This is a genomic window from Pseudomonas sp. CHM02, assembly GCF_000612585.1.
GTDB lineage: Bacteria > Pseudomonadota > Gammaproteobacteria > Pseudomonadales > Pseudomonadaceae > Aquipseudomonas.
Map to the genome: position 1 here is coordinate 23,954 of NZ_JFCA01000050.1, position 24,714 is coordinate 48,667.

The following is a 24,714-nucleotide window of genomic DNA, read 5'->3' on the forward strand; positions in this document are numbered from 1 at the left end:
TGTTTATAGGTATTCGGACACAAAAAAGCCCGCGACCTTGCTAGGACGCGGGCTTGCTATGGGCGCTGAAACTGGGTAGCTACCGGCTATCGCCAGGACGCTGTTACAACCGCACTCAATTTTTGTGCGGGGCAGGCTGCTGTTGGGTCAGGCAATGAATATTGCCACCGCCCAGTAACAGTTCGCGGCCCGGCACCATCACCACTTCGTGCTGCGGGAACAGGTCCTGCAGGATCGCCTTGGCCTGGCTGTCCAGCGGGTCATCGAAGCTCGGCGCGATGATGCCGCCGTTGACGATCAGGAAGTTGACGTAGGAACCCGCCAACCGCACGGTCGGATTGCGTTCCTGGGTGCCGTCAACCGGATCCACACCGGCACACTCTTCCTCAGTGGCATACAGCGGGCCGGGGATCGGCATTTTATGCACTGTGAACGAGCGACCCTGGGCGTCGGTGCTGCTTTGCAGTACGTCCATGGCGGCGTGGCAGCGCGCATAGTTCGGGTCTTGCGGGTCATCGGTCCAGGCCAGCAACACTTCGCCAGGGCGCACGTAGCAGCAGAAGTTATCCACATGGCCGTCGGTTTCATCATTGAACAGGCCGTCCGGCAACCAGATGATCGTGTCCACCGCCAGGTTGGCGCTCAGCACCGCTTCAATTTCGGCACGGCCCAGGTGCGGGTTGCGATTGCGGTTGAGCAGGCATTCTTCGGTAGTGATCAGGGTGCCTTCGCCGTCGACGTGGATCGATCCGCCTTCCAGCACAAAGCCTTCGGTGCGATAGCGCGGGGCACGTTCGATTTCAAGGATCTTGCCGCCCACCTGCGAATCGCGGTTCCACGGCGAATACAGGCCGCCATCAAAACCACCCCAGGCGTTGAAGTCCCAGTTCACGCCACGCACTTCGCCGCTGTTGTTGATCACGAAGGTAGGACCGGTGTCACGCACCCAGGCGTCATCACTGGACATCTCGACCAGCCGGATATTCGGCACATCCAGGCGCGCGCGGGCGTTTTCGTACTGGCCGGCGGAAACCGCAACGGTGACCGGCTCAAAACGCGCAATGGCCTTGGCCACCGCTACGTGAGCAGCCTGCGCCGGCTTGCCGCCCAGGCGCCAGTTGTCCGGACGCTCAGGCCAGATCATCCAGGTCTGGGTCTGTGGTGCCCATTCGGCGGGCATGTGGAAACCATCGGCGCGAGGGGTGCTGTGCAGGGTGGTCATGGCGATCAGGACTCCGAATGGGGTAAAGGCCGACTTTATAACGGATAAAAATCGGCTTTAAAAGCGACACAAGATCATAGTCGATAAATATGACAGTATTTGACCGATAACAATCGACTAATTACAACTGCTCATCCAGCACCTTCGACAGCATGTCGACGAAGAAATCCACACTGCGTCGGGACGTGACCATCGGCGGCTTGATCTTGAGGATGTTCAAGTAATCACCGGTGGGCTGCATGAAAATCCCCAATTCACGCAGCCGATCACACAGCAAGGTGGTTTCTTCAGTGGCGGGCTCGAGGGTTTGCCGGTCGCGCACCAACTCCAGGCCAAGGTAAAAACCGGAACCGTGAACAGCGCCCACCAGCGGATGACGATCGATCAGTTCTTCCAGGCGCGCCTTGAAATGCCCGCCGACCACTTGGGCGTTTTCCCACAGTTTTTCTTCTTCCATCACATCCAGCACGGCCATGCCGATGCGGCAACTCACCGGGCTGCCTCCCGACGACGAGAAGAAATACCCTTCGGCTTCCAGTGCTTCAGCGATTTCACGCCGGGTGATCACCGCGCCGAGGGGCTGGCCGTTGCCCATGCCCTTGGCCATGGTGATGATATCCGGCACCACGCCCTGCTCCTCGAAGCCCCAGAAGAAATGCCCCATGCGGCCATACCCCACCTGCACCTCATCGGCGATGCACACGCCACCCTGGGCGCGGACAAGCGCATACACCTGCTGCAAATAGCCCGGAGGCAACGAAATACCGCCGGCATTGCCGTATACCGGCTCGCAGATGAAACCCGCCAGCTGGCGTTTGCTCGCGGCAATTTTCGCCAGGTTATGTTCCACGCTTCGTACGTAATCGGGCGCACTGTCTTGCCCGCGGAACTCGCCGCGATAGGTATTGGGCGCGGTCACCGGATGCACCCAATCCGGTCGGCTGCTCAAGGCCTGGGGGTTGTCGGCAATCGACGTGGACACCGCATCCGCCGCCACCGACCAGCCGTGGTACGCCTCCAGCACGCTGAGCATGTCGCGCCCGCCGCTGTAGGCCCAGGCCAGGCGGATCGCCAGGTCATTGGCCTCGGTGCCGCTGTTGACCAAAAACACCCGGTCCATGCCTTCCGGCGCCAGCGCCAGCAAGCGTTCGGAAAACTCGGCAATCGCCGCGTAGTGGAACCGCGAGTTGGTATTGAGCAGTGACCATTGCCGCGCCGCCACCGCCGCCATGCGCGGGTGACCGTGGCCCAGCACGGCCACGTTGTTGAGCATGTCCAGGTAGGAACGGCCCTGCATATCGATCAGGTGATTGCGCCAGCCGCGCTCGATACGCGGCGGGTCGACGTAATAGTGCTTTTGCGAGCGGGCGAAACTGGCGTCGCGGCGAGCCAGCAGGGCCTGAGGGTCCAGCTCGGGTTCGGCATCACAGGCCAGCCCCAGCAGCGCCGCCGGTGATGGGCACAGCACCTGCCATGCCTGCGCCCGGGACGGTGTGCAGAATAGCGGCGCCAGCAGATCAGTGCGGCAGAGCTGCACCGTCAGCGGGCTTTGGACCTCCCCGATCACCTGCCCCTTGAGCACTGCGGCGCCCGGTTGCAACAGTGCCCTTACGCCCCATAGGCGAAGGGTTGCCTCGCTACTGTGCACCTGAAGTTCGGCGTTGGCGCCCAAGCGGACGATGCCCGCGAACGGTGCTTCAACGGAGGTGCCCAGCGGCACATGCAGCTCGACGTGCAGCGCGAAGGTTTCTGGCTCGGTGACGCTGTCAGGCCGGGTATGCGACAGATGGTATTGCCCATAGCGGCTCGCCGCCAGGCCATGCACGGCGGCCGCATCCTGCAGCAAACGCTGGTCGATGCCGGGTTGTTCCCAGTTACCGGCCTCGAAATGCGGGCTGAGTACACCCAGGTCGATCAGCGCGAACTCGCGCCCGACCAGCCCCGGCAACAACGGCGCAAAGCCTTGCCCGGCGATCGCTGCCGGTGCCTGCCCTACGCTGCTGAGAATCGCCGCCTCCATCAGCTCGAACGGCACTGAGGTCGCCACATGGAATATTTCCCACTCATGCTCGGCGTTTTTCAACAGGTAGCTGTTATCCGGGTCCAGGCGCTGCTGCTGCTCGCTGCTCAACACCAGCACCGCCGCACGGGCGACGATCAGCGGCCACAGCGCCCGCAATTCTTCGTGCTGCAACGGTGTCACCGCGTGACAGGCCTGGATCGCGGGCAAGATGGCAAAAGGGTCGCCTTCGGCATGATGCAGGAGCGCGGCGCAGGTGACCGACAGGTCGGCAATGCGCCAGGTGTGCACCAGGTCGCCGAAGTCGATCACCCCTTGGACCTGCCAATGCCGCTGCGCATCGCGCTGCCAGACTACGTTGTCGTCAGTGATGTCCATGTGCACCGCTTGCCACGGCAGGCGATCGGCCAGTGTGCGAAGGCGCGTAGATACCTGCTCGGCGACTTGTTCCAGTGCATCGCGGTGAGGCAGGTTGTCCAGCGTTGCCAACAGATGGCTGATCAATGCCTGGGCATGGCGCGGGTCCCACTGCAAGGTACGGTCCAGGCCCGGGTGCTGGAAATCGGCCAGCGCCAGGTTCATTCGTCCGCACAGTTCACCAAAGCCTGCAATCACGTCACGGCCCAGATGGGGCAGATGGGTCAGCGGCTGCCCTTCGATGTAACTCAGCAGGCGCAGGTGCAAGGCCTGGCCATCCACGGCAACGGTGAGCAATTCTTCACCGGTGAGCGCCTGGATGACGTTGGGCACCTGCACCTGCGCATCGGCCTTCAGGCGGTTGAGCGCCGCGTGCTGTGCCTGCAGCTCAGCCGCAGCGTAGTCTCCCCGGCAGATCTTCAGAACAAAGCGGCCACGGTCGCTGTCGATCCTGTAGTTGAGGTCTTGCTGGCTGCCCAGCGACTGCAAGGTGCCGCTGAGGCCGTAATGCTGCTCGAGCAATTGTGCAGCCTGATCGGGGCCCACTTGCGGGCAAGGCAGGCTGGCGCGATGGATCAACGTGGCAAGCAACATTGTGACGACCTCTGTTTTTTCAGGCGTCTATATCGCCACCGTTGAGGGGCGTAAGGCAACCCCCAATGCACACCGAGCTTGCGCAGCCCTGCGTCACAACTCAAGCTATGCTTCATTCGCTTAATGTCCGTCTAAGGAAAAGGCCCCCGACATGCGCATTCTCATCACCGGCGGCGCTGGTTTTATCGGCTCTGCCCTGATCCGCCACTTGATTGAAAACACCGAGCACGAAGTGCTCAACCTGGACAAACTCACTTACGCCGGCAACCTGGAATCGCTGACCAGCATCGCGTCCAACAGCCGCTATGAGTTCGTCCAGGCCGATATCGTCGACCAGGCCACCGTCAGCGCCGTGCTGGCGCGCTTCGAGCCCCAGGCGATCATGCACCTGGCAGCCGAGTCCCATGTCGACCGTTCCATCGACGGCCCGTCGGACTTTATCCAGACCAACATCGTCGGCACCTACAGCCTGCTGGAAGCCGCCCGCGCCTATTGGCAAAATCTCGATGAACCGGCCAAGCGTGCGTTCCGCTTCCATCACATCTCCACTGACGAGGTGTACGGCGACCTGCACGGTGTGGACGACCTGTTTACCGAAACCACCCCCTACGCGCCCAGTTCACCGTATTCGGCCAGCAAGGCGGCCTCCGACCACCTGGTCCGCGCCTGGCAGCGCACCTACGGCTTGCCGGTGCTGCTGACCAACTGCTCGAACAACTACGGGCCGTTCCACTTCCCCGAGAAGCTGATCCCGCTGGTGATCCTCAACGCCCTCGCGGGCAAGCCGCTGCCGGTCTACGGTGATGGTCTGCAGGTGCGCGACTGGCTGTTCGTCGAAGATCACGCCCGGGCATTGCTCAAAGTGGTCACCGAAGGCGTGGTCGGCGAGACCTACAACATCGGCGGGCACAACGAGCAGAAGAATATCGACGTGGTGCGTGGCATCTGCGCCCTGCTCGAAGAACTGGCGCCACAGCGCCCGGCCGGAGTCGAGCAGTTCACCGACCTGATCACCTTCGTCAAGGATCGCCCGGGCCACGACCAGCGCTATGCGATCGATGCCAGCAAGATCGAACGCAAACTGGGCTGGACGCCGGAAGAAACCTTTGAAACCGGGCTGCGCAAGACCGTGCAGTGGTACCTGGATAACCTCGAGTGGTGCCGCAGGGTCCAGGACGGCAGTTATCAGGGTGAACGTTTGGGCAACACCGACTTTAAGGATCTGATTGCATGATGAAGGGAATCGTATTGGCCGGCGGCTCCGGCACGCGTTTGCACCCCATTACCCTGGGCGTGTCCAAGCAACTGCTGCCGGTGTATGACAAGCCGATGATCTACTACCCGATCTCGGTGCTGATGCTGGCGGGAATCAAGGACATCCTGGTGATTTCCACCCCCGTGGACTTGCCGCAGTATCGCAACCTGCTGGGCGATGGCAGCCAGTTTGGCGTGCGTTTCAGCTATGCCGAACAGCCGTCGCCCGATGGTCTGGCCCAGGCGTTCCTGATTGGTGAGGAATTTATCGGCGAAGACCCGGTGTGCCTGATCCTGGGCGACAACATCTTCCACGGCCAGCACTTCGGCGATCAATTGCGCACCGCAGCCGAGCGCGCGTCCGGGGCCACGGTATTTGGCTACTGGGTTAAAGACCCGGAGCGTTTCGGCGTGATCGACTTCGACAAAGAGGGCCGTGCCCTGTCCATCGAAGAAAAACCGTCCAAGCCCAAGTCGCCCTACGCGGTCACCGGCCTGTACTTCTACGACAACGACGTGATCAAGATCGCCAAGGCGGTCAAGCCTTCGCCTCGCGGCGAACTGGAGATCACCGACGTCAACAATGCCTACCTCAAGCGTGGCGACCTGCATGTTGAACGCTTCGGCCGCGGCTTTGCCTGGCTCGACACGGGTACTCACGACAGCTTGCTCGAGGCATCGACCTATGTGCAGACCATCGAACACCGCCAGGGCCTGAAAGTGGCGTGCCTGGAAGAAATTGCCTATGAAAATGGCTGGATTGACCGCGACTACCTGCTCGAGCGTGCCAAATACTTTGGCAAGACCGGTTATGGCCAATATCTGTTCACTCTCGCAGGGGAAACTCCATGAATGTGACCGCCACTGAGCTGCCCGGTGTATTGATCATCGAGCCGAAGGTTTTTGGCGATGAACGCGGTTTTTTTTACGAGAGCTACAACGCTCGGGATTTTGCGCAAGCCACCGGGCTGCAAGAGCATTTTGTTCAAGACAACCACTCGCGTTCGCAAAAGGGCGTGTTACGCGGTTTGCACTACCAGATCGAACACGCCCAGGGAAAACTGGTGCGGGTGACGGCGGGTGAAGTGTTGGACGTAGCGGTGGACATTCGTCGTAGCTCACCTCATTTTGGCAAATGGGCCAGCGTGCGGTTGTCTGCTGAAAATAGCCGGCAGCTGTGGATTCCGCCGGGGTTTGCCCATGGCTTTGTGGTGCTCAGTGACTATGCTGAGTTCCTGTACAAGACCACCGATTACTACACGCCCTCTGCTGAGCGCTGCATTCGCTGGAACGATGCTGAACTCAATATCGATTGGCAGTTTTCCGGTACTCCGACTCTGTCCACCAAGGATCAGAACGGCAAAAGCCTGAAAGACGCAGACCTTTTCCCATGAAGGTCTTGATCACCGGCCAACACGGCCAAGTCTCCCGCGAGCTGCACCTTCAGCTCCAAGGCCTGGGCGAGCTCATCGTCCTGGGTCGCGACCAACTCGACCTGGCCAACGCTGACCAGATCCGCCAGCAAATCCGGGCCCAGCGTCCCGACTTGATCATCAACGCCGCAGCCCATACTGCTGTCGATCAAGCCGAGAGCGAGCCGGACGTGGCGTTTGCGATCAATGCCATTGCTCCCGGCGTTCTCGCCGAGGAAGCCAAGGCCCTGAGCATCCCGCTGATCCACTACTCAACCGACTACGTGTTCGACGGCAGCAAACCGGCGCCCTATACCGAAGCCGACACACCGAACCCGCTGGGTGTCTACGGCCAGAGCAAGCTGGCAGGCGAGCAGGCGATTGCGGCCGTGGGCGGCGAATACCTGATCCTGCGTACCAGTTGGGTCTACTCCAGCCACGGCAAGAACTTCCTGCTGACCATGCAACGCCTGCTGCAGGAAAAGCCGCAGATGCGCATCGTCGCTGACCAGATCGGCGCGCCGACCTGGGCTGGCAGCATCGCCCGCAGCACACGCGCGTTGATTGAACGCTGGCAAGCGGGCGAACCGGGGGAATGGGGTGTCTATCACCTGACTGCCCGAGGCGAAACCTCCTGGTTCGGTTTTGCCGAGGCCATCGGCGAACATCTGCGCAAGCAGGGCAAAGCCTGCGCGGAACTGGAGCCGATCCCTTCCAGCGCCTATCCGACGCCCGCCAAGCGCCCCTTGAACTCGCGCCTCGATTGCACTCGCCTGCAGCAGCAATGGCACGTCAGCCAGCCACAATGGCGAGACGCATTGCGCGAGTGTCTTGCACAGCTGCACTAGGCATAATGCGCCTGTACCCACAGGCGCACGACTCCCATGACTCCACCTCTCCCGCGAAGACCCCGCTGGCGCAGCCTCGCCTTGTTGGCGTTGTGCCTGGCACCGCTGCTGTGGCCGCTGGAGCACTTGGCCGAGCGCTATTACCGCAGTGAGCTGGCCGGCCAGAACCGCCAGACCCTCGACCTGTACGTGGCCAACCTGCTGGGCACCCTGCACCGCTACGAAGTGCTGCCACAGATCCTTGGCGACCTGCCAGCCCTGCGCACCGCGCTGGACGCGCCTCACGTCAGCACCAACCTGGTCAACGCCAACCTGCTGCTCAAGGACGTCGCCGCCCAGGCCGGGGTGGAAGTGATGTACCTGATGGACACCACCGGCAAGACCCTCGCCGCGTCAAACTGGGATAAACAAGACAGCTTTGTCGGGCGCAATTTCTCGTTTCGGCCTTATTTCAGCGAAGCCATGGCCGGGCGCCTGGGGCGGTTTTTCGGCCTGGGCACCACTTCGGCCAAGCGCGGTTACTTCTTTGCCGCCGCCGTGCGCGATGGCGATACGATCATCGGCGTGCTGGTGGTCAAGGTTGACCTGGACCACACCGAAAGCTTGTGGGGCAACACGCCGGAACAACTGCTGGTGACCGACCACAACGGCGTGGTGATCCTCACATCGCGCCCGCAATGGCGATTCCGTGCGACCCGGCCGCTGACCGCCGAAGAACGCCAGGCCATCATCGCCATCCAGCCCTACCCGACCCGTGACCCGCAGCCGCTGAGCCTGAGCAGCACCGCCTGGCTGCGCCAATCCACGGCCATCGCCGAGACCGGCTGGAACGTGGAAATCCTTGCGCCGCGCTCGCTGATCAACCGTCCGGTGCGCACGGTGGTTGCCGTGGGCGGCGCGACGCTGCTGGTGTTGATGCTGCTGCTGGGCCTGATGATGCAACGTCGCCGCCATTACCTGGAGCGCATTGCCTTTGAAGCCAAGGCACGTCGCGAACTGGAAGCCCGCGTGGTCGAGCGGACCAGTGACCTTGAAGGCCTCAACCGTCGCCTGAAACAGGAAGTGCTGGAGCGCGAACACGCCCAGCAGGAGTTGGTGCGGGCCCAGGATGATCTGGTGCAAGCAGGCAAACTGTCGGCGCTGGGCACCATGTCGGCGAGTATCAGCCATGAACTCAACCAGCCCCTGGCGGCCATTCGCAGTTACGCGGAAAACGCCGAGATCCTGCTCGACCATGAGCGCACCACTGACGCACGGGGCAATCTCAAGCTGATCAGCGAACTGACCGGACGCATGGCCTCGATCATTGCTCACCTGCGCGCCTTTGCCCGCCGCGACCGCCACGCGCCCGAAAGCGTGGCCCTGCAGCCGGCGCTCGACGATGCGCTGGCGTTGCTGGCCAAGCGCAGGCGGTCGATGGAAGTAGAGCTGATCCGCGATTTGCCCGAGGCCACCTTGTGGGTACAGGCCGGCGAGACCCGCCTGCGCCAGGTACTGGGCAACCTGCTGGCCAACGCCCTCGACGCCCTCACCGAAAAAGGCCCACCGCGCAAACTGTGGCTGAGTGCCGAAACCACCGAGCAGGGCGTCAACCTGTACATTCGCGACAACGGTCCGGGCTTTTGCATGGAAGCCCTGGGCCGCGCCAGCGAGCCGTTCTACACCACCAAAACCCGCACCCAGGGCCTGGGCTTGGGCCTGGCGATCTGTGACACCCTGATGCGTGCCTTTGGCGGCGAACTGCTGTTTGCCAACCACAAGGAAGGCGGCGCGCTGTTAACCTTGAAATTGCGTGCCGGCTTGCCGGGCGTCAGTCTGCAACCGTCCGAGGACCGCAGTGTATGAGTATCGATAACCCGATTCAGGTGGTGTTGATCGACGACGATCCACATCTGCGTCAGGCCCTGTGCCAGACCCTGGACCTGGCCGGGCTGAAAGTCCTGACCCTGGGCGAAGCCACCGGCCTTACCGCGCGCCTGTCGCGGGATTGGCCAGGGGTGGTGGTCAGCGATATCCGCATGCCTGGCATGGACGGCCTGGAGCTGCTGGCCGAACTGCACGGCCAGGACCCGGAGCTGCCGGTGCTGCTGATCACCGGCCACGGCGACGTGCCGCTGGCGGTGCAGGCCATGCGCGCCGGCGCCTATGACTTCCTGGAAAAACCATTCGCCAGCGACGCCCTGCTCGACAGCGTGCGCCGCGCCTTGGCCCTGCGCCGCCTGGTGCTGGACAACCGCAGCCTGCGCCTGGCCCTCAGCGACCGCCAGCAATTGAGCACACGCCTGGTGGGGCATTCTCCGCAAATGCTGCGCCTGCGCGAACAGATCGGCGCCCTGGCCGCGACCAAGGCCGATGTGCTGATCCTCGGCGAAACCGGCGCCGGCAAGGAAGTGGTCGCCCGTGCACTGCATGATCTGTCCAGCCGTCGTAGCGGGCCGTTTGTGGCAATCAACGCCGGGGCGCTGGCCGAGTCCGTGGTCGAAAGCGAGCTGTTCGGCCATGAGCCGGGCGCCTTCACCGGTGCGCAGAAACGCCGTATCGGCAAGTTCGAATTCGCCAACGGCGGCACTTTGTTTCTCGATGAAATCGAAAGCATGAGCCTGGATGTGCAGGTCAAACTCTTGCGCCTGTTGCAGGAGCGTGTGGTGGAACGCCTGGGCGGCAATCAGCTGATCCCGCTGGACATCCGCATCATCGCCGCCACCAAGGAAGACCTGCGCCAGTCCGCCGACCAGGGCCGCTTCCGTGCCGACCTGTATTACCGCCTCAACGTCGCGCCGCTGCGCATTCCACCACTGCGCGAGCGCGGCGAAGACGCGTTGATGCTGTTCCAGCACTTCGCCGACGAAGCCAGCAGCCGCCATGGCCTCCCGCTGCACGAGCTGCAACCGGGCCAGCGCGCACTGCTGTTGCGCCACAGTTGGCCGGGCAATGTGCGTGAGTTGCAGAACGCCGCAGAACGCTTCGCCCTGGGCCTGGAACTGGCGCTGGACAGTTCGCCGGACAACCCGTCGGCCGGCGTCCTGACCTCCACAACCGGCGGCCTGAGCGAGCAAGTCGAGCAGTTCGAAAAAAGCCTGATCGCTGCTGAACTGACCCGCCCCCACAGCTCCATGCGCAGCCTCGCCGAAGCCTTGGGCGTACCGCGCAAGACGTTGCACGACAAACTGCGCAAGCACGGCCTGAATTTCGCCGACAGCGCCAGCCACAGCACTGACGACGAATGACCCTCACCACTCGCCAAGAGGCCCCCATGAGCCGCGACAGCCGTTACCTGGAATCCATCCTTCACCACGACATCCCCCTCACTCGGGAGATGGGCCTCAAGGTGCTCGACTGGCAACACGGCCAATTGCAGTTGCACCTGCCCTTGCAAGCCAACATCAACCACAAGAGCACCATGTTCGGCGGCAGCCTGTATTGCGGCGCAGTACTGGCGGGTTGGGGCTGGTTGCACTTGCAGTTGCGCGAAGAAGGCATCGAAGACGGGCATATCGTGATTCAGGAAGGGCAAATCAGTTATCCGCTGCCGGTCAAGCGCGATGCAACGGTGGTGTGCCAGTCGCCGGAGGAAAAGGTGTGGAAGCGGTTTGTGGCGACCTACAAGCGCTATGGCCGCGCGCGATTGACGCTGGAGACGTGGGTTGTGAATGAGGGCAGCGAGGAGCATGCGGTCAACTTCACCGGCCAATACGTCCTGCACCGTTAGAAGCCACAACACAAAACCACTGTGGGAGCGGGCTTGCTCGCGAATGCGCAGGGTCAGTCGATACTTTCATCAGCTGACAGACTGCATTCGCGAGCAAGCCCCACACATTTGATCTGGTGTGACCTTAAGATCTCGCCAGGTTTAGCAGGCGCTCACGCCAAACCGCCTTGGCTGGCAACGCCAGGAAGAACGGGTTCAACAACGATGCCCGCGCCGGATAGCTGAACGGCGCGCCACTCAGCTCCAGCACTTCGCCGCCCGCGCCCTCGAGCACACCTTGGGCGGCCGCAGTGTCCCACTGTGAAGTCGGCGCCAGGCGCGGGTAGCAATCCGCACTGCCCTCGGCCAACAGGCAGAACTTCAATGAGCTGCCGATATTCGCCAGCTTCAACGCGCCCAGGCCTTCGCTCAGTCCGTCCAGAAGACGTTCCTGCTCCGGGCTGGTATGCCGACGACTGGCCACCACGGTAAACGACTCGCCCGCGGCGGGCGCCTCGCGTACTTGAATCTGCTTGGGTGCTTCATTCACATCCGAGCGCCAGGCGCCCAGGCCCGCGCCGCCAAAGTAGCAACGGCCACTGGTGGGCATCGACACCACGCCGAACACCACGCGCCCCTGTTCGATCAACGCGATGTTCACGGTGAATTCTTCGCTGCCGGAGATAAATTCCTTGGTGCCGTCCAGCGGGTCCACCAACCACCAGCGCTGCCAGCCGGCGCGCACGCTCTGGTCGATGTCGGCGTCCTCCTCGGACAACACCGGAATGCTCGGGTCCAGCGCGGTCAGGCCCGCCAGGATCAGGTGGTGAGCAGCCAGGTCCGCTGCCGTCACGGGCGAATCGTCGGCCTTGGAAGTCACAGCCACGTCAGCGCGCCAGTACGGCAATATCACTTCACCGGCCTGGCGTGCCAGCTCGATCACAGGGGCAATAAACGGGTGGCCTAAAAACAGTTCGCTCATGCGATAAACGCTCCACGCTGGGTCAACAGGTCTCGTACCAGGTACAGCGCGGCCAGGGCGCGGCCTTCGCTGAATTGCTCGTTTTGCGCGAGCAACGACAGCTCACGCAGGTTTACCCGGTCCACACGCATCGGCTCAGGTTCGTCGCCTTCCAGGCGCTCTTCATAAAGATCGGTGGCCAGTACCACCTGGATTTTCTGGCTCATGTAGCCAGGCGACAGCGACAGTTCGGTGAGGTGTTCCAACTGACGAGCGCCATAGCCGGCCTCTTCCTTGAGTTCGCGGTTTGCCGCCGCCAGCACGTCTTCGCCGGGTTCGATCAACCCCTTGGGCAACGACAACTCATATTCATCGGTACCACCGCAGTACTCTTCCACCAGCAACGCATGGTCCGCATCGATCATTGCCACGATCATCACCGCGCCATAGCCGGCACCGCGGCCCACCAGGCGCTCGTAGGTCCGTTCAACGCCATTGGAAAAGCGCAATTGCACTTCCTCCACGCGGAACAAACGGCTACTGGCGACTATTTCGCGGGCGAGGACGGTGGGTTTCTGGCGCATAAGCGGCTCCTTGGCGTGATCGGGTTACTATACCGTGGCTTTTCCGATTGTCTGTGTCGGATATCTTTACTTACATGAGAACGCCCCATGCCCTCTCTGCCCTGGCACGCCATCGACACTGTCCTGCTGGACATGGACGGCACCCTGCTCGACCTGCATTTCGACAACCACTTCTGGATGGAGCACCTGCCCCAGCGTTACGCCGAACTGCACGGGGTGAGCCGCGCCATGGCCGAGATGGAACTGCAGCCGCTGTTCGAGCGTAACGCCGGACAGTTGCAATGGTATTGCCTGGACTTCTGGAGCACGGAGCTGAAAATCCCGGTGCGCGAACTCAAGCAGGAAACCGCCCACCTGATCGCGCTGCGCCCGGACGCGGACACCTTCCTGGCGGCGATCAAACAGGCCGGCAAGCGCGTGATCCTGATCACCAACGCTCATCGTGACTCGCTCTCGTTGAAGCTGGAACGCATTGAACTGGCGCCGTATTTCGAACGATTGATCAGTTCCCACGATTACGGCTTCGCCAAGGAAAACCCACAGTTCTGGGACGCCCTGCAAGCCGACATTCAATTCGATCCCGTCCGCAGTCTGTTTATCGACGACACATTGCCGATCCTGCGCAGTGCACGGGATTTTGGCGTGGGGCATCTGCTGGCGGTGAAGGAGCCCGACAGCAAGAAGGGGCCAAAGGACACGGCAGAGTTTGCAGCGGTGGATGATTATCGCGACATCATTGCCGGGCTCTGAAGCCTATAGAAGAGCCTGGCTTATGCAGGACCCGGCTTGCCGGCGATAGCATCACCTCGGCTTAACCAACGAACCGGGGCGCCTGCATCGCTGGCAAGCCAGCTCCCACACAAGCCCGCTCTACAGAAGATGCTTACTTGGCTGGAATACGCAGAGTCTGCCCAGGGTAAATTTTGTCCGGATGCGACAACAGCGGTTTGTTGGCTTCAAAGATCTTGTTGTACAGATTCGCATCACCGTAAACGGTCTTGGAGATCGCGCTCAGGGTGTCGCCCTTTCTCACAACGACGAAGGTGGCTGCAGCGACGACAGGCCCAGAAACGGTGATCTGGTCATCGACACTGGCCACGCCGGCAATATTGCCTGCCGCGAGAAGGACTTTTTCTTTCTCTTCCTGGCTGGCAACGGTCCCCGTAAGCGTGACCTTGTCACCCTCGACAGTGGCGTGAACGTCCGGGTTGCCGAGGCCGACTTTCTCGATATGTTTTTTCAGATCCTCACTCGCATTGGCATTACCCGGCGTCAACAGGTCAATCAACTTCTCGCCCGCTTCCTTAACAAAGCTAAAAATACTCATGGTGCGCTCTCCTTGGGATTTGAGTTCCAGATGCCCAAGACTAGACCAGTCCCAAAGACTTGGGTTCCGGCCCGACCAAAGACCCAAACGCGCTAGAATCCACCGCCATTGGAATAAGCCTGGAGCGAAGATGGACATCAAACAGCTGAAATTCCTCATCGCCCTCGACGAGACCCGTCACTTCGGCCAGGCGGCGGCGCGTTGCCATATCACCCAACCGACCCTGTCGATGCGCTTGCGCAGCCTTGAAGAAGAGCTGGACCTGCCTCTGGTGAACCGTGGCCAGCGCTTCGAGGGTTTTACCGCACCCGGGGAACGGGTGCTGGCCTGGGCACGCACGGTGCTGGCGGCCTATGACGGGTTGCAGGCTGAAGCGGCAGCCTGTCGCGGCAACCTCGTGGGCACGTTGCGCCTGGGCGTGGTGCCACTGTCGAGCTTCGACCCCTTGGCGTTGATGCAGCAGCTGCATAAAGAGCACCCGAGCCTGCGCTTTGAGCTGTCGGCACTCAGCTCCGAGCAGATCCTGGAGCAGTTGGCGAGCAATCGCCTGGACTTGGGCGTGTCCTACCTGGAGCGTTTGGACAATGAACGCTTCGACTCCCTGGCCTTGGGCGAGACCCGCATGGGCCTGCTCTACGACCAACGCTTCTTCAGTTTCGGTGAGACGCCGTTGAGCTGGGAAGCGTTGATCGAACTGCCGTTGGGCATGCTCACCAGCGGCATGCACTTTCGCCAGTCCATCGACCACAACTTCCACAGCCGTGGGCTCAACCCGCAACCGCTGCTGCAGACCGATGCCGTCCATCAGTTGCTGCAAGCCGTGCACGGCGGCCTGTGCTGCGCCGTCATGCCACTGGACGGTGGCCTGGATGCACTCACCGAGCACCTGCGCCTGCAGCCGATAGAAGACGCCCACACCCTCGCGCGCCTGGGGTTGATCATGCGTCGCAGCGCACCGCGCTCAGCGTTGGCGGAGGCGTGTTTTGCGCTGTATCAGAAATCGCAAAACGAACCTTGATCGACGTCATCTATCGGTAGATCAGTACTGGCAATTAGACGCGACGCTTTGTCGCGCCTAGTCTAAACACTGATCAATCCGTCGGTGGTACTGCCCCATGAACGCCAAGCGCCCAGTCTGCGCGGCGCCTGCTCTTGAAACGCCAGCGCCCGCCGCCAGCCAGAGCTACCAGTATTGCAATCTTGAACACACAGAATCTGCCAGCACTGCGTTGGCGGAAGAAGTGGCGTTGGCGATTGCCTACAACGACATCAGCCAGGCAGTGATGCTGGTAACACCGACGGACCTGGAAGACTTTATTGTCGGTTTCAGCATCGGTAGCGGTATTATCGCCGACGTTGGCGACATTTATGACCTTAAGCTCAGCGGCTCAGGCTCCGCTCAGTATGCTCAGGTACAGATCTCCAGCCGCGCTTTCTGGAACCTCAAGCAGCAGCGCCGCCAACTGGCCGGCACCAGCGGTTGCGGCCTGTGCGGCGTAGAAGCGGTCGAGCAGGCCCTGCCGGACCTTCAAGTGTTGCCCGGCGCGCCGTTACCGCCCGCCGAATGGCTCGATGGCCTGCGCCAACGCATCAGCGCCTTTCAGCCTCTTGGCCAATACAGCGGCGCCGTGCACGCGGCGGTGTTCATGAACGGCCAGGGCGAATTGCTGATGGGCCGCGAAGACATCGGCCGACATAACGCCCTGGATAAGTTGATCGGCGCGTTGATCCGCCAAAAGATTCCGACCGAAGGCGGCCTGGCGATTGTGACAAGTCGTTGCAGCCTGGAACTGATCCAGAAAGTCCTGCGCGCGGGCATCCAGACCCTGGTCAGCCTGTCGTCGCCCACCGGCCTGGCCCTGCAGTGGGCCCGCCGGCATAACCTCAATCTCATCCACCTGCCGCAGAAAAGTGCGCCGCGGGTCTACAGCCCTGCGATGGAGAACCAGCCATGAGCCAGCATCACCAAGCCGACCAAACCCCAACCCCGCGCTACAAGCCCTACAAGGGCCCGGCCGGCGGCTGGGGCGCACTGATCAGCGTGGCGCAAGCCTGGCTGACCAGCGACAATGCGCTGAAAAACCTGCGCATGATGCTCAAGACCAACCAGAACGGCGGCTTCGACTGCCCGGGTTGCGCGTGGGGCGACTCGCCGGAAAGCGGCATGGTCAAATTCTGCGAAAACGGCGCCAAGGCGGTGAACTGGGAAGCCACCAAGCGCCGTGTGGATGGTGCATTCTTCGCCAAGCACAGCGTCACCGCCTTGCTGGAGCAAAGCGACTATTGGCTGGAATACCAGGGCCGCCTGACCGAGCCGATGCGCTATGACGCCGAAACCGACCGCTACAAACCCATCAGTTGGGAAGCGGCCTTCGATCTGGTCGGCAAGCACCTCAATGCCCTGCCAAGCCCGGACATGGCCGAGTTCTACACCTCGGGCCGCGCCAGCAACGAAGCGGCGTACCTCTATCAGCTATTCGTGCGCGCCTACGGCACCAACAACTTCCCGGACTGCTCGAACATGTGCCACGAAGCCAGCGGCGTCGCCCTGGCGCAAAGCGTGGGCGTCGGCAAAGGCACCGTGACCTTTGATGACTTCGAACACGCCGATGCAATTTTCGTGTGGGGCCAGAACCCCGGCACCAACCACCCGCGTATGCTCGAACCACTGCGCGAAGCGGTTAAGCGCGGCGCCCAGGTGGTGTGTATCAACCCGCTGAAAGAGCGCGGCCTGGAACGCTTCCAGCACCCGCAACACCCGCTGGAAATGCTCACCAACGGCGATAAGCCGACCAATACCGCCTACTTCCGTCCGGCGCTGGGCGGCGACATGGCGATCCTGCGCGGCATGGCCAAGTTCCTGCTGCTGTGGGAACGCCAGGCCCAGGCCGAAGGTAAGGAGGCCGTGTTCGACCACGACTTCCTCAACGAACACACCGCCAACGTGCTGGATTACCTGGGCAAGATCGACGACACCTCCTGGGATGAAATCGTCGAACAGTCCGGCCTGACCCTGGTCGAGATCGAGCAAGCGGCGCGCATGTACGCCAAAGGCAAGAACGTGATCATGTGCTGGGCGATGGGTATCACCCAGCATCGCCATTCGGTGCCGACCATCCAGGAAATCGCCAACCTGATGCTGCTGCGCGGCAACATCGGCCGCCCTGGCGCCGGCCTGTGCCCGGTGCGTGGCCACAGTAACGTGCAGGGCGACCGCACCATGGGCATCAACGAACGCCCACCGGTGGCGTTCCTCGATTCCCTGGAGCGTCGTTTCCAATTCCAGGTGCCGCGTGAAAACGGCCACAACGTGGTCGAAGCGATTCACGCCATGCTCGAAGGCCGCTCCAAGGTGTTTATCGGCCTGGGCGGCAACTTCGCCCAAGCCACGCCGGACAGCCCGCGCACCTTCGAAGCGCTGCGCAGTTGCGACCTGACCGTGCAGATCAGCACCAAGCTCAACCGCAGCCATCTGATGCACGGCAAAGACGCGCTGATCCTGCCGTGCCTGGGCCGTACCGATATCGATATCCAGGCCGAAGGGCCGCAAGCGGTGACGGTGGAAGACTCGTTCAGCATGGTCCACGGCTCCAACGGCCAGCTGCAGCCGCTGTCGAAATTGATGAAATCGGAGCCGGCGATCCTGGCCGGCATCGCGGCCGCAACCCTGGGCAGCACGCCGGTGGATTGGAACTGGTTGGTGGCCGACTATGGCCGCATCCGCGACCTGATCGCCGACACCATCCCGGGCTTCAAGGACTTCAACGAGAAGATCAAAAACCCGGGCGGTTTCTACCTGGGCAACTCCGCGGGCGCGCGCCGCTGGAACACCCCGTCGGGCCGCGCCAACTTCCGCCCGAACATCCTGCCCAAGGACCTGATCCACGAACGCACCCACGCCACTGGCCGCGTGCCGGACCTGATCATGCAGTCGATGCGCTCCCACGATCAGTACAACACCACGATCTATGGCCTGGACGACCGCTATCGTGGGGTCAAGGGCCAGCGCGATGTGCTGTTCGTCAACGAAGCCGACATCATCCGCCTGGGCTTCAAGCCAGGGCAGAAGGCCGACATCGTGTCGCTGTGGGAAGACGGCCGCGAGCGTCGTGTGAAGGGCTTCACCCTGTTGGCGTTCGATATTCCGGCGGGGCAGGCAGCGGCCTACTACCCGGAAGTCAACCCGCTGGTACCGCTGGAAAGCACCGGGGATGGCAGCCATACGCCGACGTCGAAATTCGTGGCGATCCGCCTGGAAGCGGCGAGTGACAACGGCTTGATCATGGCGCGCTCGGCCTGATCAGGACTGTTGCGGTGGGCAAGCTTATTGTGGTGAGCGGGCTTGCCCCCGCGCTGGGCCGCGAAGCGGCCCCATTAAAACCACTTGGGCGTGTCAGACAAACCGCTGTGGCAGGTTTTAGGGCGGCTTCGCAGCCCAACGCGGGGCAAGCCCGCTCGCCACAGTAAAGCAGAGCGCCGTACAAACTTCGGGCATAAAAAAGGCCGCTTTTGCATAAAAGCGGCCGTTCCGAAGTAGCTAAAGACTCGCAAAAAATATTTAAGTTCCCCAGTTAAAACAGTAACTTAGAGAATTGTGTACAACTCGTGTTACTGGTCGGATTTCTATTGTCACAATCTCGACACAGCCTCAGGATCGCGCCGTCATCCTCTTGAGGTCTCTCTATGAAGTTCTCCTCGATTCTCTTGTTGTCCCTTGGCCTGGTCAGTGGCGCAGCCATGGCCGGTGGCACCACCGAAGCCGGTGTGGGCGGCGCATTGGGCGGGGTACTCGGTTCGGTTGTCGGCCAGCAGATCGGCGGCAATACCGGTTCGGCCATCGGTGCAGCCCTGGGCGGCGCGGGCGGCAGTGCGGTCGGCGCAGACAAGCGCAGCCGTGGCGAAGCAGCCATTGGCGGTGCCCTGGGCGCAGCCGGCGGTAACGTGGTCGGCCGCAGCATGGGCGGCAACACTGGCAGCCTGATCGGCGCAGCAGCCGGCGGTGGCGCTGGTGGTGCACTGGGTAACTACATGGGCAACAAGAGCGATGACGAGGACCGTCGTTATCGCGGGCGTGATAACCGGCGTTATGACCGCGATGATCACCGTGGCCGCGGTCATGCCTATGGGCATCGCAAGAACAAGCATCACTACCGTCACCGGTAAGTCAGTCTTTTAAACATCGCCACATCCCAATGTGGGAGCCGCGCTTGCCCGGCTCCCACATTGGTGTTCACCGCATGCCAAAATGCGTCAGGCCACCAACCGCTGCAACGCCTCGCGTAACCCGGCCGGAATCTTCACCGGCTGGTTCGACCCCCGATCCACAAACACATGCACAAAACGCCCCGCCGCACACGCCTCCTCTTCGCCGGCCTTGAACACCGCCAACTCATATTGCACTGAACTGTTGCCCAACTTGCCCACCCGCAGGCCGACATCGATGCGCTCGGGAAAGGCGATCGACGCGAAATAATCACACGCCGAACTCACCACAAACCCCACCACGTCACCGTCATGAATATCCAACCCGCCCTCTTCGATCAGGTAGGTGTTCACCGCCGTGTCGAAAAAGCTGTAGTAGGTCACGTTGTTCACATGGCCATACACATCATTGTCGTGCCAGCGCGTGATGATCGGCTGGAAGTGTAGGTAGTCGGCACGTTGTGGCACTGAATCAGGCATCGGGTCATCTCGTGAAAGTGAGTTACAGATCAGCCAAATGGGTCTGGGCCCATTCGCGTACCTCGGCGTACGGATAATCTTCCAGCACCGCAAAACCCGGAATGCCCCGCGCCTTCAACTTGGTAAACAGCGGCATACTGATGCCCCCAAGAAAACGCGTCAGGCGTTCCGCGCCAGGCAGTTGCCCGGTGTGTTCATGATGCCTGTGGATAAAATCACCGCACAGCCCCATGAAGTTCTTATCCACAAGCGGCGGTAAGCCGGGCGGTGGAGGAAGGTGCGCAACGTGGCCGTGACACACTGAGCAATGCCCGCAACGCTGCGGTGCATTTTCATCGCCAAAGTACTGCGCCAGGCGCTGCCCCAGGCAGTGTTCGGTGGAAAACAGATCGAGCATGGCGTGAATCCGTGCGACTTCCCCCACCTCGTGCTGCTTGAAGCCTATGTACAACGCTTCGCTGAGCACCTGTGGGTCAAAGTCGGTATCCAGCAGGCTGTAGACCTCTGTCATCTGCTTGCTTTCCAGCTCGATCAGGCCCTGCTCCTGGAAGTAATCCAGCGCCTTCACCACCCGACTGCGCTCGGCATTGTGCTGTTGATAAAGCGCGTCGAAATCCACCGTTGCCCAGGTCTTCGCCCGCTTGCACACCTGGACAATCGCCGCGACAAACTGCTGTCGCTCGCCGGAAAAACGCGCCAGCAACGCCTCGGGCTCGATCAGGTATTTGAAACGGTACTCGGCGTAGAACGCGTAGCGCGGCGCGATCACGCCCTTGAGCTCCAACTGCACCAGCAGCGTCTTCAAGGGCAGCTCGCGGATGTTGCTGTGGTCCGACAGCGACCTCAGCAGGAACTCCCACTGCCCCTCACTGCGCGCCGCCTGCAACTCCTCCAGCACGCGGAGGATACCCGCCTGCTCGGGCGTGTCGCCGTACACAAAGTTTTCCAACACATTGAGGCTGTCGCGATTGGCCAATACCAGGCAGTCGGACGGCTGCCCGTCCCGTCCCGCGCGGCCGATTTCCTGGCTGTAGTTCTCGATGGACTTGGGCAGGTCGAAGTGCACGACGTTGCGGATGTCACTCTTGTCGATCCCCATGCCAAACGCGATAGTCGCGACAATGCAATTGGAGCGCCCGCCCATGAAGCGCTGCTGGATGCCCTCGCGTTTATCGTGGGGCAAGCCGGCGTGGTAAGCCTCGGCCTGGATGCCGTTGCGGTTCAGGTGCTCGGCAATCTGCTCGGCGGTTTTCTGCAGGGTGACGTAGACGATGCTCGGCTGATTGGCGCGCTCGCTCATCCATTGGACCAGGCGCCGACGTTTATCCGTACCGCTCACCGGCTCGACCAACAGGTTGAGGTTGGGCCGGTAGAAGCCCGTGGTGACCACATCGTCCGGCGCAATGGCGAACTTGGCCTGCATGTCGGCAATCACCTTGGGCGTCGCTGTAGCCGTCAGCAACAGCGCTTGTGGGATGTTGAACTGACGTTGGTAGTCCGGCAGCTTCAAATAGTCCGGACGGAAGTTGTGCCCCCACTCGGAGATGCAGTGCGCCTCGTCCACCACCAGCAACGAAATGCGCACGCTTTGCAGGAAATTGCGGAAGCGCTCGTTCTTCAGGCGCTCCACCGAAATCATCAGGATCTTCAACTCGCCCGAACGCGCACGGGCCATCACCTGATTGGCCTCATCGCGCCCCTGGGCCGAATCGATACTGCCCGCCGATATGCCGTGGCGCTGCAAGAAGCCGAGCTGGTCCTGCATCAACGCCAGCAGCGGCGACACCACCAGCGTCAGGTGCGGCAGCAACACCGCTGACAGCTGGTAACACAGGGACTTGCCCGACCCGGTGGGGAAAATGGCCGCGGCCGAACGACCGGCCAGCACGGCGCTGACCGTTTCTTCCTGGCCCAAACGAAACTGTGGGTAACCAAAGACCTGCTGGAGGGTATCGTGCATAAGCTGTCACTCCATTGACCGCTGAATTGGCTCGAAAACATAGCCCGGGAATCTCAGCGAATCGAGAAAGGTCGCAAGGAAAAAAGAGACAGGATGATACACAGGGCGGGGGGGTGGCCTAGGGCCGAAGTGGGAGCATTCCGAGGTAGTTGCGGGAAACACGCAAACCCAAATGTGGGAGCAAGCCTGCTCCCACATGCCTAGAGCGGTACTGCTTTAGCGCCGCACGGCGGATAAATCAGCGATTCTGCACGCGCTCGATCGCCGTGTCGTAGACCGGGTTGGCCTTCTGCTCCTTCGCCAACTGGTAGTGACGCAACGCATCGGCAAACTGCCCGGCCGCTTCGTAGATCCGCGCAATGTTGTAGTAGGCACCCGCACGTACCGTCGCAGCGTTCGCACCGGTCGCCAGGGCGATGGCCTTGCGGTTGGCCCAGATGGATTCGGCGGTATTGCCGGCCTTCTGATAAGCCAGGCCCAGGTTGCCGTAGGCCTTGCCGAAGCCATTGTCCAGCTCGATAGCCTGGCGGAACAGGTCAATGGCCTGGTCCAGCTTGCCAGCCTGGTAGGCCGCTTCGCCTTGCAGGTTCAGACGCTTCGCATCGGCCTGTACGGAAGAGCTGACCGCCACGGCCGAGATCGCAACGCTGTCATCCAGCAACGGCTTGACTTCGTTGAGCACATTCGCGGCATTCACGGTCACACCACTGAAGGTGTTGATGTCTTGGAAATCGCCGCTGCCAGTCATGCGGAACACGGTCCACAGGTTGCCGCTGCGGTTTTTCGGCACGTAGTAAGTGCGTACCAGCGATTGGCCCATATACACGAATACCTTGGCTTCGCTGTCGGACAGCTGGCGTGAGGTTGGATTGCCGCCATTGCTGTAGTCATGCACGGCGTAGACGTAGCTTTCGCCGTAGTGTTTTTTCTGCAGGGTGATGGTTTCCGGGCCGTAGCTGTCGGTGTCATCCACATCCAGCTCGGCGTCGGTACCGCGCTTGTTCTCGAAGTAAATGTTATTGCCAGGGAAAATCATGTGGGAATCGAGGTCACGCGGCGTCTTGCCCCAAGTCAGCACCACACGCAGGCCGTCGAGGTTTTCCATCACCGGGCTGATGGCATACGTCATGCCCGCGCACGGACACTTCACCACCAGGTTGGAATAGCCCGGCTTCTTGATGATCAGCAGATTGCTGGCATCATCTGCCGCTTCGCTGGTGAGGGTTACCTGGCCCTGGGCGTTGGTGCGACCCACTACGTTCTGCGCACCATTGCGCTGCAGCAACACTTCAGCGTCAGCAATCTTCTGGTCCTTGACCACCGCACTGAGCACTTCAATCGGCAATTGCGCGGCCTGGACTGAAAACGCTACCGCACACAATGACATCGCCGAGGCGACACGAAGCAAACCCATGCTTAACTCCCTTTAAGTGATGGGCGGAATCGCCCTACAAGATTTTGCGGTGAAACATACGCTGAATTCAGGTCGTCGGCTGATTTTTTGTACAAAATGTGACGTGGTTTTTATCCAGCCTGCCCGCTGAAGCATTGCGCTACAATCAAGTCTTGCCACCCAGGAGTACGCTGCGATGAGCGAACTGACGTTTGAGCAAAAACAGGATCACTACCACAAGATCCGCCGCTCCAATTACCTGGCCAGCCTGCGCCTGGAAGGGTTCGACACCCAACCGGCCGACGTCGACAAACCCTTGCCGACCCGCGAAGCTGTCCTTGCCAAATACCGCAACACCCCACGCTGATGCTCGATAAATACGGGGTGGGCCAGGATCCGTACTGCTATCCCGGTAGCAGTGTCCTGCGCAACCGCCTCGATTTGCTCGATGAAACACGCCTGCACCAGGCCGAGCGGGAATTATCCGAAATTGCCGTAGGCAACCTCCCGCTCTTCCCGCCGCCCTACGACCTTGCCCGCCTGCAACATATCCACCACACCCTGTTCAGCGATGTCTACGAGTGGGCCGGTGAGTTGCGCAGCGTCAACATCCAGAAAGGCGACACCCTGTTCTGCACCCCGGAACGCATCCCGCCGGAAGCGGCGAAAATCATCCGGCACATGGAAGAAGCGAACTGGTATGTCGGCGCGAGCCAGGCCGCGCTCGTCACACAGATTGCCGAAGCCTATGGCGACCTCAACGTCATCCACCCCTTCCGCGAAGGCAATGGCCGGGCCCAGCGGATTTTATTCGAACAGATCATCGTGAATGCAGGGTTCTCGGTGAACTGGTGGCTGGTGAAACACGCGGCATGGATACCCGCGAATATCGATGCGGTGGCGTGTGATTATCGGGGGTTGGAGGCGATTTTTGAGCGGTGCGTCAGTAGGCCTGTCGGTGCCTGATCGGACCCTGCACAGTTGAACCGTCTGTTTATTGCCCGAGAACTAAATCACTTCAAAGGTTCGCTCCGTCGCTGCCACGGACTTGCTGGAAACCTTCTCCTGCCTGACCTTCGAACACGCCGACCTCAAAGACATCTCCCCCATCACCAACGCCCTGTACCTGCTCGTCCAGGACGGCTGTAATTTGCCGGAAGCCGCGCAGCACGTTCAGATGCAACCTCAACAGCCGTACAACCTTTTGTAGGAGCGGGCTTGAACTGCGAAGATCGTCAACGATGACGCGGTAAATCTGGAAAACTGCGGCGTCCTTGAGTTCTTCGCGAGCAAGCTCGCTCCTACACCTGAACGCTTTAACAACCGAAAATCACTGCCAAGCCAAAAACCCC

23 protein-coding genes are annotated in these 24,714 nt (G+C 61.3%); 14 read left to right on the forward strand and 9 right to left on the reverse strand.

Annotated features, from left to right (window positions below):
* Window positions 1-115 precede the first annotated feature (115 nt).
* Together aguA and BM70_RS0125110 are read right to left on the reverse strand one after the other, a co-directional pair.
* Window positions 116-1,222 (reverse strand): agmatine deiminase, encoded by a 1,107-nt coding sequence (aguA, locus tag BM70_RS0125105; RefSeq protein ID WP_025858584.1) that lies wholly within the window; start codon window positions 1,220-1,222, stop codon window positions 116-118.
* A gap of 121 nt (window positions 1,223-1,343) precedes the next feature.
* Window positions 1,344-4,253, reverse strand: a complete 2,910-nt coding sequence (locus BM70_RS0125110) for an aminotransferase (protein WP_025858585.1) — start codon at window positions 4,251-4,253, stop codon at window positions 1,344-1,346.
* Window positions 4,254-4,404: 151 nt separating this feature from the next.
* Here BM70_RS0125110 and rfbB point away from each other — a divergent pair, with 151 nt between their 5' ends.
* Genes rfbB through BM70_RS0125145 form a run of 7 tightly spaced genes read left to right on the forward strand, consistent with a single transcriptional unit; the run spans window position 4,405 to window position 11,476 of the window.
* Complete coding sequence (gene rfbB, locus BM70_RS0125115) at window positions 4,405-5,487, forward strand: dTDP-glucose 4,6-dehydratase (protein ID WP_025858586.1); 1,083 nt, start codon at window positions 4,405-4,407, stop codon at window positions 5,485-5,487.
* On the forward strand, window positions 5,484-6,359 hold the full coding sequence (gene rfbA, locus BM70_RS0125120; RefSeq protein ID WP_025858587.1) for a glucose-1-phosphate thymidylyltransferase RfbA: 876 nt from the start codon (window positions 5,484-5,486) through the stop codon (window positions 6,357-6,359). Before rfbB ends, rfbA begins: the two co-directional genes overlap by 4 nt.
* Complete coding sequence (gene rfbC, locus BM70_RS0125125; RefSeq protein WP_025858588.1) at window positions 6,356-6,901, forward strand: dTDP-4-dehydrorhamnose 3,5-epimerase; 546 nt, start codon at window positions 6,356-6,358, stop codon at window positions 6,899-6,901. Before rfbA ends, rfbC begins: the two co-directional genes overlap by 4 nt.
* Window positions 6,898-7,767, forward strand: a complete 870-nt coding sequence (rfbD, locus tag BM70_RS0125130) for a dTDP-4-dehydrorhamnose reductase (protein WP_025858589.1) — start codon at window positions 6,898-6,900, stop codon at window positions 7,765-7,767. Before rfbC ends, rfbD begins: the two co-directional genes overlap by 4 nt.
* Window positions 7,768-7,803: 36 nt before the next feature.
* Window positions 7,804-9,612, forward strand: a complete 1,809-nt coding sequence (locus tag BM70_RS0125135) for an ATP-binding protein (RefSeq protein ID WP_025858590.1) — start codon at window positions 7,804-7,806, stop codon at window positions 9,610-9,612.
* Window positions 9,609-10,994, forward strand: coding sequence for a sigma-54 dependent transcriptional regulator (locus tag BM70_RS0125140; protein ID WP_025858591.1), 1,386 nt, complete (start codon window positions 9,609-9,611; stop codon window positions 10,992-10,994). Before BM70_RS0125135 ends, BM70_RS0125140 begins: the two co-directional genes overlap by 4 nt.
* 26 nt (window positions 10,995-11,020) lie before the next feature.
* Window positions 11,021-11,476, forward strand: coding sequence for a YiiD C-terminal domain-containing protein (locus tag BM70_RS0125145; protein ID WP_025858592.1), 456 nt, complete (start codon window positions 11,021-11,023; stop codon window positions 11,474-11,476).
* A gap of 124 nt (window positions 11,477-11,600) precedes the next feature.
* Here the strand turns inward: BM70_RS0125145 and cysQ are convergent, their stop codons facing one another.
* Both cysQ and nudE read right to left on the reverse strand, forming a co-directional pair.
* On the reverse strand, window positions 11,601-12,437 hold the full coding sequence (gene cysQ / locus BM70_RS0125150) for a 3'(2'),5'-bisphosphate nucleotidase CysQ (protein WP_025858593.1): 837 nt from the start codon (window positions 12,435-12,437) through the stop codon (window positions 11,601-11,603).
* Window positions 12,434-13,000 carry an ADP compounds hydrolase NudE gene (gene nudE, locus BM70_RS0125155; RefSeq protein ID WP_025858594.1) on the reverse strand — a complete coding sequence of 189 codons (567 nt, stop codon included), beginning with the start codon at window positions 12,998-13,000 and terminating at the stop codon, window positions 12,434-12,436. Before nudE ends, cysQ begins: the two co-directional genes overlap by 4 nt.
* A gap of 87 nt (window positions 13,001-13,087) precedes the next feature.
* Between nudE and yrfG the strand changes: the two genes are divergently transcribed.
* Window positions 13,088-13,750 carry a GMP/IMP nucleotidase gene (gene yrfG / locus BM70_RS0125160; RefSeq protein ID WP_025858595.1) on the forward strand — a complete coding sequence of 221 codons (663 nt, stop codon included), beginning with the start codon at window positions 13,088-13,090 and terminating at the stop codon, window positions 13,748-13,750.
* 133 nt (window positions 13,751-13,883) lie between these two features.
* On the opposite strand, the gene lysM is transcribed toward yrfG, so the two are convergent.
* Window positions 13,884-14,327 (reverse strand): peptidoglycan-binding protein LysM, encoded by a 444-nt coding sequence (gene lysM / locus BM70_RS0125165; protein ID WP_025858596.1) that lies wholly within the window; start codon window positions 14,325-14,327, stop codon window positions 13,884-13,886.
* Between the two features lie 130 nt (window positions 14,328-14,457).
* Between lysM and BM70_RS0125170 the strand changes: the two genes are divergently transcribed.
* The 4 genes from BM70_RS0125170 (at window position 14,458) to BM70_RS0125185 (ending at window position 19,490) form a co-directional block, all read left to right on the forward strand.
* Window positions 14,458-15,345 (forward strand): LysR family transcriptional regulator, encoded by an 888-nt coding sequence (locus BM70_RS0125170; protein WP_025858597.1) that lies wholly within the window; start codon window positions 14,458-14,460, stop codon window positions 15,343-15,345.
* Window positions 15,346-15,442: 97 nt separating this feature from the next.
* A complete protein-coding gene (gene fdhD, locus BM70_RS0125175; protein ID WP_025858598.1) occupies window positions 15,443-16,282 on the forward strand; it encodes a formate dehydrogenase accessory sulfurtransferase FdhD in 840 nt (279 codons plus the stop codon).
* Window positions 16,279-18,627 (forward strand): FdhF/YdeP family oxidoreductase, encoded by a 2,349-nt coding sequence (locus BM70_RS0125180; RefSeq protein WP_025858599.1) that lies wholly within the window; start codon window positions 16,279-16,281, stop codon window positions 18,625-18,627. Before fdhD ends, BM70_RS0125180 begins: the two co-directional genes overlap by 4 nt.
* 383 nt (window positions 18,628-19,010) lie before the next feature.
* Window positions 19,011-19,490, forward strand: a complete 480-nt coding sequence (locus BM70_RS0125185) for a glycine zipper domain-containing protein (protein WP_025858600.1) — start codon at window positions 19,011-19,013, stop codon at window positions 19,488-19,490.
* An 87-nt stretch (window positions 19,491-19,577) separates the two neighbouring features.
* Here BM70_RS0125185 and BM70_RS0125190 read toward each other — a convergent pair whose 3' ends face one another.
* From BM70_RS0125190 to BM70_RS0125200, 3 genes are all read right to left on the reverse strand, one after another.
* On the reverse strand, window positions 19,578-20,009 hold the full coding sequence (locus tag BM70_RS0125190) for a thioesterase family protein (RefSeq protein WP_025858601.1): 432 nt from the start codon (window positions 20,007-20,009) through the stop codon (window positions 19,578-19,580).
* Window positions 20,010-20,031: 22 nt separating this feature from the next.
* On the reverse strand, window positions 20,032-21,969 hold the full coding sequence (locus tag BM70_RS0125195; protein WP_025858602.1) for an ATP-dependent DNA helicase RecQ: 1,938 nt from the start codon (window positions 21,967-21,969) through the stop codon (window positions 20,032-20,034).
* 238 nt (window positions 21,970-22,207) lie between these two features.
* The gene (locus BM70_RS0125200) at window positions 22,208-23,383 is read right to left on the reverse strand and encodes a tetratricopeptide repeat protein (protein ID WP_025858603.1); all 1,176 of its coding nucleotides are present in this window, start codon (window positions 23,381-23,383) and stop codon (window positions 22,208-22,210) included.
* 175 nt (window positions 23,384-23,558) lie between these two features.
* Here BM70_RS0125200 and BM70_RS32675 point away from each other — a divergent pair, with 175 nt between their 5' ends.
* The gene (locus BM70_RS32675; RefSeq protein ID WP_003236014.1) at window positions 23,559-23,729 is read left to right on the forward strand and encodes a YhfG family protein; all 171 of its coding nucleotides are present in this window, start codon (window positions 23,559-23,561) and stop codon (window positions 23,727-23,729) included.
* Window positions 23,729-24,328 (forward strand): putative adenosine monophosphate-protein transferase Fic, encoded by a 600-nt coding sequence (locus BM70_RS0125210; protein WP_025858604.1) that lies wholly within the window; start codon window positions 23,729-23,731, stop codon window positions 24,326-24,328. The genes BM70_RS32675 and BM70_RS0125210 overlap by 1 nt, the downstream gene beginning before the upstream one ends.
* Before the next feature lie 52 nt (window positions 24,329-24,380).
* Here BM70_RS0125210 and BM70_RS33190 read toward each other — a convergent pair whose 3' ends face one another.
* Window positions 24,381-24,551 carry a hypothetical protein gene (locus tag BM70_RS33190; protein ID WP_155952194.1) on the reverse strand — a complete coding sequence of 57 codons (171 nt, stop codon included), beginning with the start codon at window positions 24,549-24,551 and terminating at the stop codon, window positions 24,381-24,383.
* Between the last annotated feature and the right edge of the window lie 163 nt (window positions 24,552-24,714).